Genomic DNA, 11,903 nt, shown 5'->3' with positions numbered 1-11,903 from the left:
GGCTGCGCTCATACCATGCTCCCCGCAAAGCTGCGCAACGGGAATACCGCTTTCTCCCTGCTTCAAAATTGCAATAACCTGCGCGTCGCTAAAACGAGATTTCTTCATAAATTCAGTCCTCAATATGAGGCAACACTATCTCTACTTTTAAACTCGATCAATTTCAGGGGGGATTACCAGGCAAAACACGAAGATCGGCAGCGATTTCAGGAATGGGCCGACCACTCACTTCCACCAGCCGTACCGCTTCCCGCTTAAACTCTTCCGTATAATGTTTTCGACCCATGAAGTCCTCCTGAATTTATCGTATCAGAAGGCTCTCCAGTTTTCCTGAGCCAGTCCAAGGTTCGATGGCTGGGTAGAATAGCCTGGAGTTTACCAAAAGATGCGTGGAGAGATCTGGGTGGGATGCTTTACACACGTAATCGTGGCAATGCTCAAATCCGGCATGTTTGCTATTCAGAAGTGATGGGCAAATGTTGGCGTTGCATATCTTGAGTAGAATGCCCATCGCATATCCTGCGTTCTAAGGTGACATAGCGCCCGAGTTCAATACGTTGGGCAAACTGACATTTGATTTACGAGACACCGACAGCGCGATCATGCTCCTATGAGAAATCTACTTAGAAATTAAATTTTTGGGTTTGTCGCCAAAACTTATAGCAAGACGGTTCAAACCATTCATTGCGCATACGATGAATGTCAAATCTACGGCTTCTTTGTCCGTGAAGGTCTCCAATAGAAGGTTCAAATTACCCTCAGATTCACGTTCCTCAGAGATCCTCGTGACGCTTTCTGCCCAACTGAGGGCAGCGCACTCTCTTTGTGAGAAAAGGTTGCTTTCCTTCCACACCGGTAAGCAATCCAGTTTCTGTTGATGAACATGAGCTTTTCTAGCTTCGTTTGAATGCAAATCTACACAGTATGCGCAGCCATTGATTTGTGAAACACGCAACTCCACCAAGGTTTTCAGGGTTTCCTCAATTGCAGGGACCTGCTTTTTGATGGAGAGGAGTGAACTTAAGGCATCTGCGTTTATCTCAAAATAATTTAATCCCAATTCCATTTCTCCAGTGTTGATCATCTCTATATCTAAACTGCCAACTGGCGGCGATAAAACTAACGCTCAGAATGGATCGAATGCAAACATGGTTGAAGTCTTTTCAATACCTTCGATATCGCTCACCATTTTGGAAACAAGGTTTGGTGCTTCGTTGAAATCTTCCAAATATGTTTTAGTCATGATGTCATATTCACCGTTGATCGAATAAATCTCGGAATGTAGTTCTTTGATGGCAATCTCATTTGCGATACTACGCCACGATCCTGGTTTGCATTTTATCTGGACAAATAAACACCGCATCGTTGTAAGGCCTCCAAAAGGACATTTTAGAATTGGGTTTGCAAGTAAGAATGTGAAGCAAGTAGAGATCTCTTTCCTTGATTTTATTCTCCTATAATACGTTGCCCGGAAGCTGATCCCTCAACACTTTTCGCATAAGCTGCGGCGACAATTTTTGAAGAAACTGGTTCGTGTCCCTTGAGCGTTTTTCCATAGCGCTCATAGGAAATGTCCATGAGGCCTGGACTCACAACATTCAGTCTAATGTTGCGAGGCATTTCAATAGCTGCAGCTGTTGCAAAGCCAGAGAGTGCAGCATTTGCTGTCGCGGCGCCAACTCCATTTGGAACAGGATGTTGATCCAATAGCCCGTTTGTTAGGGTGAAGGATCCACCATCTCTGACATAACTCATACCTGCGAGAACAACGTTCACTTGGCCCATGACTTTATCGGAGAGTGCATACATAAATTCGGCTTGAGAAATTTCCTGCAATTTTGCAAATTTAACAGAGCCTGCTGTCACTACGATAGCGTCCACTTCTCCAATCGTATTGAATAGCTTTTCAAGAGATGCCATGTCAGTCATATCTGTCTGATAGTCACCAGAACTGCGGCAAACTCTAATAACTTCGTGTCTCTTGCTGAGTTCTGTACAAACCGTGCGACCAATATCTCCACTTGCACCAATGACAACTATCTTCACCTCAGTCCCTCCTTGGTAATGACCTAGACTTCAGCTTGCCTCAGAAATCGCGTTTGAATTTTGATTGGGACAAATAATCAGGCGATTGAATGTTTGGATCGGTAGCGGTATCTGGAACTGGTGTTTCAAGTATTGTGCGAATTGGAATTGTTCCTGTCCAACAGTGGGGGTTTACACCTTCAGGACCATACTCTTTAAGTGCGTTGCTCTGCTGCCTTCTCAAAATATCCATGACAGAGTTGTCGTAGCGATGCTTTACGGATACTTCCTCAATTGGCAAACGCATAAACTTAACCTTTTGGATCTCTTCTTCTTTATGTTCACGCAACTCTGAGCGGCGACCGGGAAATAATGTTTCGACGAATTCAAACGCAACATCCATCTTCTCATTACTGTCTTCTACCAGCTCCGATTTGCCATGGATCGTGACCGAGCGATAATTTACAGAATGGTGAAAAGCTGAGCGTCCTAAAAGCAACCCGTCCAGGTGACTTACATTGAAGCAAACATCAATGTTTTTGGCCTGTTCAAGCAACATCTTGCTGCCAGCTAGACCATGCCAATAGACGTAATTACCCTTGCGCCAGTAAAGTGTGGGATTTAAGAGGGGCTTGCCGTCGAGTACAAACGCAATCGTACACATATACCCGCTATCCAATATATCGTAGACTGCTTGCTCGCTGTAATCTGCGTATTCAGGGGCTCGTTTAATTGTAGACCTTGTGGTTTTTTCAAATACTTTAGTGGACGTCATATTACTTTTTCCAATTTTCTATGGCTCGCATGACTCAGAAAAAACTGCGGTTTTGAGATGAAAATGTGTTGTCCTGGCAAATTGTATTTTGGTGCTAATCAATATCTTAAAGGCATGCTTTCAGCTGATTTGAGTTTCTCAGGCAGGAAAGTGGACAAGTACCCCTGCCGCTTCCCGAGCAATTTGTAATAAGCCTGTTTTAGGTCACTGTGAGCTGAGCGTTGAACGTTTGCGTCAGCCATTAACTGGTTGTTGACTCTGCAAATATTGCTATGACGTACTTCGTCAAGAAGACCGGGGGCTATTTCGTCAATATAACTCAGGCGAAGAAGTAATGGCGCTACTGCGGCTTCTACGAACGAGAATGAATCGCCAAAAAGGTATTTTCCACCGTGCGAGGCAGCTTCCAGTTCATCGAGCTTTTTATGAAGCGTTCCAACAGTTGAACCGTATTCTTCCTCACTCCCCTTTACGGAAAGATCATACAGACACCACATCAGCTGGTTAATGAACTGAATCCACGCACGGTCACGGGATCGTTCAAACAAATCCGACGGATATGTCTTTTGCTCAGCGTAATCCTCAATGAACTCGATTATTGCTATAGATTCAAACAGTACCTGATCTGTACCAGCGAAAAGAACTGGTACTTTTTTTAGCGGGGAAACTTTTGTGAACCACATTGGAGGGTTCGACAAGTCGATATATTCGATGTCAAAATCGAGGCCTTTCAACGACAGGGCTATAAATACCTGCTGCACAAAAGGACATAATTTATAGCTCACGAGTTTAAATTTCAAACTTTGCCCCTCCCCATGCAGCATTGCTTACAAACACCTTAGTCTACGGTCACCAGTTGTCCGTTAATGCCTCCCTCAACGCACTTAATATAGGCATTGGCGACCCTTTCCGATGAGACAGGAGTATGACCAGGAAAAACGCTTCCATATCGTTCGACGGAAATGTCCTGGAGCCCCGTGCTAACAACGTTAATCCGAGTGTCACGTGGCATTTCAATCGCCGCACTCTTCACAAATCCGCCGATAGCACCATTGGCAGCAGCTGCACCGCTTGCCATTCGGATCGGGTCTCTATCCAGAATACCGCTTGATAGGGTAAACGACCCGCCGTCATTGAGATAGTTTAGGCCCGCGAGTACGCAATTGATCTGGCCCATTGCTTTGTGCGTGAGGTTAAATAAAAATTTATCTTCAGGAAATTGCTCGAGAGGGCAGAAGTGAACCGCACCAGCAGCCAGAACAACAGCGTCTACTTTTCCGATCTCTTTGTACATGGCATCAATAGAGGATCTCTCTGAGATATCTGCATTTACGTCACCACTGTTACGTCCCACTTTAATCACATCGTGATGGTCCGGTAACGCTGCACATATCGTCGTTCCAACATGTCCTTCTGCACCAATTACAACAATTCGTTGAGCCCGACTTGAGGTGTTCATTTCCGCTAGATTGGTCGTTTTTCGTGCATGGCTCATCAGTCACCCTCGGGGTTTATATCCACATATTACCGTAGAGTTTTTAAATTAGAATATTCGAATTTAAAAATGAAAACATTTCATTTATTTGGTTATTGAAATTTAACCATAAAAAATCAAGTATTATATTGATAACGATAGTATTGAATTGGTCTTATCAAATCCAAAATATAAATTTTACATAAGAGTAATATTATAAATATTATTATTTAGGAGGCTGATGAAAATGTTGCTTGAAACCGGGCATATTGACGAATTTGTCAACAATAACCTTCCAGTAACTGAACTACAGCCAGAATTTAAAATTGATCTTTACCCATATCAAAAGAAGTTAAACGTAGGAGTTGAACTAGTTGATGCCTTAGTGGAGCGGGGGTTCGGCGAACATCCGGCTTTAATCGGCTCAAATGGTACATTGACGTATCAGCAGCTTAGAGATCTTTCAAATCAGATTGCTAGAGTTCTCAGTGAAGATTTCGGCGTCATGCCTGGGAACCGGGTCATGATTAGGTCGAGAAACAGCCCAATGATGGTGGCGTGTTTTTTGGCAATCTTGAAGGTTGGTGCAGTTGCTTTCAATACCATTGCGCTCATGCGTGCGGGCGAACTGAGCATCTTGATCGATAGGGCTAAGGTAGATTTGGTTCTTTGCCAAAAAGGTTTAGATGAAGAGCTAAGCCTGTTGGATAGAAACACACGCCCTGATCTTAAAATTGCGGAATTTTCGACAATCATTGACGACAAAGCGACTGTGAATGCTAAGGCAATCTTCAAATCGACTAAGTATGAGGCAGCTAAAACCTCTCAGAACGACATTGCACTGCTAGCTAGTACATCCGGCACGACCGGGAAGCCTAAAATCACCATGCATCGCCATCGCGATATCCTCGCAATTGCTGATGGATTTGCAAGGCAAGTCTTGAAAATTGTGCCAGGCGATGTTTGTATAGGTACACCTCCGTTGGCATTCACTTTCGGTTTGGGCGGTTTGGCGGTGTTCCCGTTACGCTTTGGCGCAGCAGCCGTCTTGTTAGAGCAGACGTCACCATTCAATCTGGCAGAATTTATCGGCCAGTATGATGCAACTGTCTGCTTCTCCGCACCAACAGCATACAAAGTTATGCTTTCTGAAGAAGTTAACTGCAAACTTCTCAAGACTTTACGTTGCGCTGTATCCGCTGGTGAGAACTTACCGCAACCAGTGTTAGAACACTGGCAAGATCGTATAGGCGTTCCAATCATAAATGCGATGGGGTCAACCGAGGCACTACACACATTCATCTCAACCCGCCTGGAAGACTTTCAGTCTGGCTCTGTTGGCCTCTGGCCAATTGAGGGGTACGAGGTTGAAGTATTTGATGATGGTATGAAACCTGTCGGGATTGGGAAGCCGGGCTGGTTGGGCTTCCGCGGACCAACAGGTTGTCGCTATATGGATGATGACCGACAGGCAGAATATGTCAAAAATGGTTGGAACATCACCGGCGACTTCTTCCGCAAAGATCAAGACGGAAAGCTACACTTCGTTTCTAGAGCAGACGATATGATTATTTCGTCTGGCTACAATATAGCTGCTGCTGAAGTTGAAGAAGCACTGCTTTCACATCCATCCGTTCGAGAATGTGCAGTTGTAGGTATACCAGATCCAGATAGAGGAAGTATCGTCCGCGCGCATGTCGTTCTGGCCGATAAGAATAGCAAAGCACCGAGCTTAGTTGAGGCGTTACAAGAGCATGTGAAGAGCACTATATCACCATACAAATATCCAAGATCGATTATCTTTGTTGACAGTTTGCCCAAAACCGAAACGGGCAAATTAAAACGGCACATGTTACGCAAGGCGGAAAATACAAACGGCGACAGTCCTGAGGACAAGGATTCTCTGATAAGTGAAATAGCTAATGACCCGACGATAGGGGCTGGAAATTTTCTTTTTCGCGTCCACGAGTTAGCAGTAGATAATGAACGTACAGCAGTCACTCACATTGATATTGAGGGACAAGCTTGGGCATTTTCCTTAAATGACCTGGTAGCGAAAGCAAACCATATAGCATCTTGCTACTGGCATTTGGGTATACGGGCGAAATCCATTGTCGCACTATATTTAGATGATAGCATTTCCTATTATCTTCACTACCTCGCTTTAACGAAGGTCGGAGCTATCCCTGCATTTTTAAATGGCGGAGTTTTGCCGGAAATTGCGAGTAAGTATCTGTCAAAGATCAAGCCTGAGTTGCTTGTTTCTGAAGGGGAAAGGCTGAGTGAAATCCTCACCTACAACGCCAATTTTGAATGTCCAACAACAGATATCGCTGAGGTGGAAAAACAACCTTTCTCGCTTCCCTGTGAAACCTATGATCACTTGGATGATGATACTGTTCTCATTAGTCATACTTCCGGTACGACGGGTCTTCCCAAGGCGGTTTCCTTTAGTCAAAAGTCGATAATTTACGGGGTCAAGAAGCAGCTTGGTAAGAAGCTCGGCAATGCTATGTTATCGGCAGCACCGATCTCACATGCAGCTGCCATCACAATGCTGATGAGCAACATAATGCGTATGAACCATCTGATTGTCGCTTCAGATAAATCTCCTGAAGGGATAGCGGCAGCAATTGAGACTTTTGAACCGTCAATAATGTTCGCATTCCCTAGTGTTTATGTTGATTTGTGTCGGATTGACATTGATCCAGAACGCCTCGCCTCCATCAATATATGGATGAGTACTGCGGATGCATGTCATGAGCCTCATGTCAGAAAAATGCTTCAATACGGTCATCGTTATGAGGATGGAAAACGCGTAAATGGTGCTCTGTTTATTGATAACTTGGGTTCTTCGGAATTCGCTTTTGGGATCTTTCGAAACATCCACACGCTTAAGACCAACAACTACAACCGCTGTGTGGGTAAACCATTTTCTTGGATCGAAGTTGCGCTCTTTGATGAACAGGACAAAAAAATCACCGATTATGGCGTAGTCGGCAGGCTTGGAGTTAAATCACCGAGTGTGACTTCAGGGTATTGGGAGAATCAAGAGGCGACCACAGACTCCATTCTTGACGGCTACTGGCTTACTGGAGACCTAATCTACAAAGGCGAGAATGACCTTTACTACCACGTTGATAGAACAAGCGATTCGATGCTGTTGGGTGGCAAAACCTACTATAGCTGCCAGCTCGAAGAGGCCTTTTTGAAAAATATTCCTGAGATCTTCGATTGTACAGTGGTCCAAGGCGAACTTGAAGGAACTTTAAAGGTTGAAGCAGAAATCAAAGAAGGCCTGCCTTTCGCAGATATCGCGCAGAGAATATTCGTATATTCCAACCAGAATAACCTTCCGGATATCACTGAAATCAAGCAGGTTTCTCCCGGGTCTAACGAAGGGGTCACAGGGAAAAAACTAAAGCGTGTCATCCGCGAAACAGCTTGATTGGATTGCATAATGCTTAAAGACATTGAAGTGGCATCAAATGCGAAGCTGTTTTCTGTTTCTAAAAATGTAGAATTTTGCGAAACAGACATGGCAGGTATCGCGCATTTTTCAAATATTTTTCGATATGTAGAGTATGCGGAGACGAGGTTTTTCCAGCAAGGCGGAATGAGCATTTGCGATCCGGTCAAAGATCAGAAATGGCCGATCCTCTCAGTGAACTGCGATTTTCTGCGACCAATGACCTTTGGCGATGAGATACTCATCGCCATAAATGTCGGCCGGATTGGCACAAAATCACTGGTGCTCAATTTTTTCATCTGTAAAAAGCTGAGCGATGGCCGCGAAGAAGATGTTTCCAGAGGCCAGCTGACAGTCATTCATGCCAGAGCGTCGGGCAAACATGGCAAGATTGCAACTGCCGAAATTCCACCTGATTTCAAAAATTACCTCCGTGAATATCTGGCAGTGGCAGATTGTGATGAAATAACAGCTGGTTAGATTCTAAGATAACCTCCTATTCAATCACGGAAACCGAACTGGAAACGAACGTATGCCTCCACGCCAAAGACCGAACCCGGCGGTGATTGTTAATCAAGTTTTGCCGCTATTGTTCGTCATTCTTTACAGTTCGGGGTATGTGGCATCGAAAATCGGCATCGCATATACAGATCCTTTTACCTTTCAAACCCTGCGATTAGCCGCTCCAGTTCCACTTTTCTTAGGCATCATTTTTTTGATCAAGGCGAAGTGGCACAATAAACCGATAGAAGTATTCCATGTCTGTGTGACCGGAATTCTCATACACGGATTTTGCTTCACAGGCATGCTGATTGCATATGAATGGGGGATGGATGTAGGCACAGTCGGTTTGATTATGGCACTGCATCCAGCATTTGCCTCCGTCGGGGCAATCGCATTTCTGGGCGAAAGATTCAGCTTCAAACTGATATTTGGCTTGTTGCTCGGGACAATAGGTGTCCTGCTCGTCGTTAATCAAAAAGCTAATTTGGATAATAACACCTATAGCGGGGTGTTGCTTACGGTCCTGTGTCTTTTCAGCATGGTCGCAGGCGTGCTCTACCAGAAGCGATTTATAGCGCACATGAACCTGATGACAGGGTCATTGATCCAGCATTTAAGTGCGCTCATCCCGGTGTTTGGACTAATGCTTGCCTTCGAGCCAATGGTCGTTAATTGGTCAGCTCCCCTGCTTGGATCATTACTTTGGCTAAGCGTTGTTCTTTCTCTGGGAAGCTGGGTGCTTTTTTATATTCTCATACGAAGCGGCGATATTTCACGTTCGCAGAGCTATTTTTTCTTAGGCCCACCCATAACTGTATTGCTGGCATGGATATTCTTCGATGAAGGTTTCGGATCTTATTTCATGTTCAATCTCGGCCTGATCGTGGCGGGCATATTGATTGTCACCAGACATAAAGCACCAAAGGTGATTGAAACCCAAACCCCGGAGGAAAGCATGGCACGAAGCGGATGAAGTCCGCTCAACATCCGTATCACCCAAACATCTAGCAGGTGGAAGAGTGCTGCCCGCACCATTGTTTGGGAGCAGTTGGTTTATAGAACATGGAGATTTGGAATGTCTTATAACGAACCGCGCATCTTTGTCGAAAAGATCATTGACGTGGGTGAGGAAAAAATCTTCATAAACCCAAGAATTCTGATGATCCGGGCCTTCATGGCTGGCGCAATTCTGGCAATTGCTGCGGTCTTTGCAATCACCGTCGGCGTGCAAACCGGCTTCCCCATCGTAGGGGCTGTCCTGTTTCCTGTTGGTTTTTGCATGCTATATCTCATGGGGTTCGATCTTGTTACCGGAATATTCGTTCTTGCCCCGTTGGCCTGGATTGACAGGCGGCCCCACGTCACTCTTAGCGGTGTGGTAAAGGCGATCACGATTACTTTCATCGGCAATTTTTTAGGCGCCCTGCTGGTCGCTTTTCTAACTTCTGTAATTTTCACCTACGGTTTTTCAGCACCAGTCAATCATGTTGGCGAGGTCATCGCGAACATCGGTAAGAACCGCACGGTGGGCTACAAGGAACATGGCATGGGCGGCATGATGACCATCTTCATCCGCGGCGTCTTGTGCAATTGGATGGTATCCCTTGGTGTAGTTGGCGCAATGGTCTCCACCTCGGTCAGCGGAAAAGTCATCGCAATGTGGATGCCGATCATGCTGTTCTTTGCAATGACCTTCGAGCATTCGGTAGTCAACATGTACCTGTTTCCAACAGCGCTGATACTGGGTGGAGACTTTTCCATTCTCGATTATCTAATCTGGAACGAGATCCCGGTCGTGATCGGTAATCTGGTTGGAGGACTCGCTCTCACCGGCCTGCCGCTGTTCGCAGCTCACATGCGTTCCGCTGACATAAAGGAAACGTACTCGCGCGCGCCCTCGGTGAATACATCAGCTTATGAGCGCGACATGCTCTGAGCATATGCCAGTTAAAAACGATTGATGCATTTAGAAACGAATTTATAGATCCGACGCAATATTAGTGGTTTTCAGGGGACAATTATGACAAATCTTGATCAAGAGACAGTAGGTACTCAACGTCGCCCAACAGGCATGACCGGCATGGCTGGCGGCGGTTTTTATGATGCCAACTCAGCTCCTCAATGGGAGCAAATCGCAGCCGTCCTGCCTTGGTTAGAAGATACTCTCTCAAGTCTGCCCCTTAAGAAAGGTTCAGGACCAGTTACCTTTGCAGACTTCGGGTGTTCCGAAGGGCGCAATTCTATTTCGGTTATGCGCCACCTCATCGGCAAGACAATGCAGCAGACAGACCGCCCGTTTCTGACGATCCATTCTGACTTGCCAACAAATGATTATTCTAAGTTATTTCTTGGTTTAAGACCTGACGGACAATCAACATTCAGCTCACAGCGGGTCTCATCAGCGGCCATTGGCGGTTCGATGTATGATCAGTTACTGCCACCAGACAGCGTCCATGTCGCCACTACTTTCAACTCAATAGGCTACTTGTCCGAACGCCCGCTTGATAAGTTGCCCGGATACGTATTACCAAACGGCCCCAGCAAAAGGCGGGCAAACGGTCACGTCACAGAGGCCGAGAGCAAGATATTTGCCAAGCAAGCCGAAGATGACATGGCGGCCTTTTTAACTGCCCGGGCGAACGAACTTGTATCAGGCGGTAAACTTATGGTTCAGGTCTTCGGGTGCACAGATAAACTACGCACCTGCGACGGCCTCTTCGACCTTCTCAACGACGCTCTTCAGGCGCATGTGGAACTTGGCAATATTTCCTCACAAGTATACGAGAGATACTACCAGCCCGTCTATTTCCGCAGTCTGGATGAGCTAACATCCCCATTGACAAACTCAGCGTATAATCTGGCCGGTCTTTACACACTGGATCGGACAGAAAGCTATGAAGTACCAGTCCCCTTTGTTGAAACTTATAAGCAAGACAAAGATCTGGATCGCTATGCTACCAATTATGTCAACTTCTTCCGGGCATTCACTCAAGCAGTGTTGCGTGGAAATCTCCCCGATGCACCGTCAAAAGTAGATCTGTTAGACCAGATCTACAAGACAGCAGAAACCCTTTTGAAAGCCAGTCCAGAAGATTATCCATTCCGAAATATTTCTGTAGCAATGCTCCTGACACGTAAATAGCTATGCAAATTGTTAAGCAGCGGAGTGTCAATGCAGGGTCAAATTTCCCCAGTTTGAGGTTTGGTGACCAGCCTTTTTTTAGGTCTAGTTCTCCTTTTTAGGTGGTCTTCCGCGACGTTTGGGTGGTGGTGGAGGAGTTATTGATGCGTTGGCTCTTATATGCTCTGGAATAAGGTTGGTGTGACCGCGCAAGCGGTAGCTTGCGCCTTCGATGTGAATGACAACGGCATGATGTAACAGTCTGTCGAGAAGAGTGGTTGCAACAACACGATCGCCAAAGATCTCTCCCCATTCTGCAAAGCCACGGTTTGACGTGAGGATCATCGAGCCTTTTTCATAACGGGCATTGACGAGTTGGAAGAACAGGTTTGCCCCTCCTGTGGTGATTGGACTGGCTCAGGAAAACTGGAGAGCCTTCTGATACGATAAATTGAGGAGGACTTCATGGGTCGAAAACATTATACGGAAGAGTTTAAACGGGAAGCGGTACGGCTGGTGGAAGTGAGTGGTCGGC

The 11,903-nt window shown here is 45.7% G+C and carries 13 protein-coding genes and 1 pseudogene; 5 read left to right on the top strand and 9 right to left on the bottom strand.

From position 1 onward, the window contains the following. From PsAD37_RS28060 to PsAD37_RS12065, 8 genes are all read right to left on the bottom strand, one after another. Positions 1–108, bottom strand: a 108-nt coding sequence (locus tag PsAD37_RS28060) for a transposase (RefSeq protein WP_153039732.1), incomplete at its 3' end; no start/stop codon positions are given. Positions 109–163: 55 nt separating this feature from the next. Continuing rightward, the gene (locus tag PsAD37_RS29405; RefSeq protein WP_275078316.1) at positions 164–286 is read right to left on the bottom strand and encodes a transposase; all 123 of its coding nucleotides are present in this window, start codon (positions 284–286) and stop codon (positions 164–166) included. Between the two features lie 333 nt (positions 287–619). Next, positions 620–1,084 (bottom strand): carboxymuconolactone decarboxylase family protein, encoded by a 465-nt coding sequence (locus tag PsAD37_RS12090; protein ID WP_208991844.1) that lies wholly within the window; start codon positions 1,082–1,084, stop codon positions 620–622. Positions 1,085–1,126: 42 nt separating this feature from the next. Next, on the bottom strand, positions 1,127–1,363 hold the full coding sequence (locus tag PsAD37_RS12085; RefSeq protein WP_057462486.1) for an Lrp/AsnC ligand binding domain-containing protein: 237 nt from the start codon (positions 1,361–1,363) through the stop codon (positions 1,127–1,129). 83 nt (positions 1,364–1,446) lie between these two features. Further along, positions 1,447–2,046, bottom strand: a complete 600-nt coding sequence (locus tag PsAD37_RS12080; protein WP_063296362.1) for a short chain dehydrogenase — start codon at positions 2,044–2,046, stop codon at positions 1,447–1,449. A 40-nt stretch (positions 2,047–2,086) separates the two neighbouring features. Next, positions 2,087–2,800 (bottom strand): pyridoxamine 5'-phosphate oxidase family protein, encoded by a 714-nt coding sequence (locus PsAD37_RS12075; RefSeq protein WP_063296361.1) that lies wholly within the window; start codon positions 2,798–2,800, stop codon positions 2,087–2,089. Positions 2,801–2,898: 98 nt separating this feature from the next. After that, the gene (locus PsAD37_RS12070; protein WP_193778259.1) at positions 2,899–3,600 is read right to left on the bottom strand and encodes a glutathione S-transferase family protein; all 702 of its coding nucleotides are present in this window, start codon (positions 3,598–3,600) and stop codon (positions 2,899–2,901) included. Positions 3,601–3,638: 38 nt separating this feature from the next. After that, positions 3,639–4,295 (bottom strand): short chain dehydrogenase, encoded by a 657-nt coding sequence (locus tag PsAD37_RS12065; protein ID WP_208991843.1) that lies wholly within the window; start codon positions 4,293–4,295, stop codon positions 3,639–3,641. Between the two features lie 226 nt (positions 4,296–4,521). Between PsAD37_RS12065 and PsAD37_RS29495 the strand changes: the two genes are divergently transcribed. The 5 genes from PsAD37_RS29495 to PsAD37_RS12040 all read left to right on the top strand — a co-directional run bounded on the left by PsAD37_RS29495 (position 4,522) and on the right by PsAD37_RS12040 (position 11,389). Further along, on the top strand, positions 4,522–7,722 hold the full coding sequence (locus PsAD37_RS29495; RefSeq protein ID WP_084407741.1) for an AMP-binding protein: 3,201 nt from the start codon (positions 4,522–4,524) through the stop codon (positions 7,720–7,722). Between the two features lie 12 nt (positions 7,723–7,734). Further along, positions 7,735–8,223: a thioesterase family protein gene (locus PsAD37_RS12055; RefSeq protein ID WP_063296358.1), complete on the top strand. Its 489-nt coding sequence runs from the start codon at positions 7,735–7,737 to the stop codon at positions 8,221–8,223. 52 nt (positions 8,224–8,275) lie between these two features. Then, entirely contained in the window at positions 8,276–9,220 is a 945-nt protein-coding gene (locus tag PsAD37_RS12050) for a DMT family transporter (protein ID WP_063296357.1), read from the top strand. A 102-nt stretch (positions 9,221–9,322) separates the two neighbouring features. Continuing rightward, positions 9,323–10,183, top strand: a complete 861-nt coding sequence (locus PsAD37_RS12045; RefSeq protein WP_084407739.1) for a formate/nitrite transporter family protein — start codon at positions 9,323–9,325, stop codon at positions 10,181–10,183. A gap of 84 nt (positions 10,184–10,267) precedes the next feature. Further along, a complete protein-coding gene (locus PsAD37_RS12040) occupies positions 10,268–11,389 on the top strand; it encodes a hypothetical protein (RefSeq protein ID WP_063296356.1) in 1,122 nt (373 codons plus the stop codon). A gap of 84 nt (positions 11,390–11,473) precedes the next feature. Here PsAD37_RS12040 and PsAD37_RS12035 read toward each other — a convergent pair. After that, positions 11,474–11,761 (bottom strand): annotated as a pseudogene (locus tag PsAD37_RS12035) (ATP-binding protein); the annotation flags it as partial. Positions 11,762–11,903 lie beyond the last annotated feature (142 nt).

Source organism: Pseudovibrio sp. Ad37, assembly GCF_001623075.1.
Classification (GTDB): domain Bacteria; phylum Pseudomonadota; class Alphaproteobacteria; order Rhizobiales; family Stappiaceae; genus Pseudovibrio.
The sequence above is the reverse complement of the archived record's forward strand: the minus strand, read 5'-3'. Positions and strand labels throughout refer to the sequence as shown.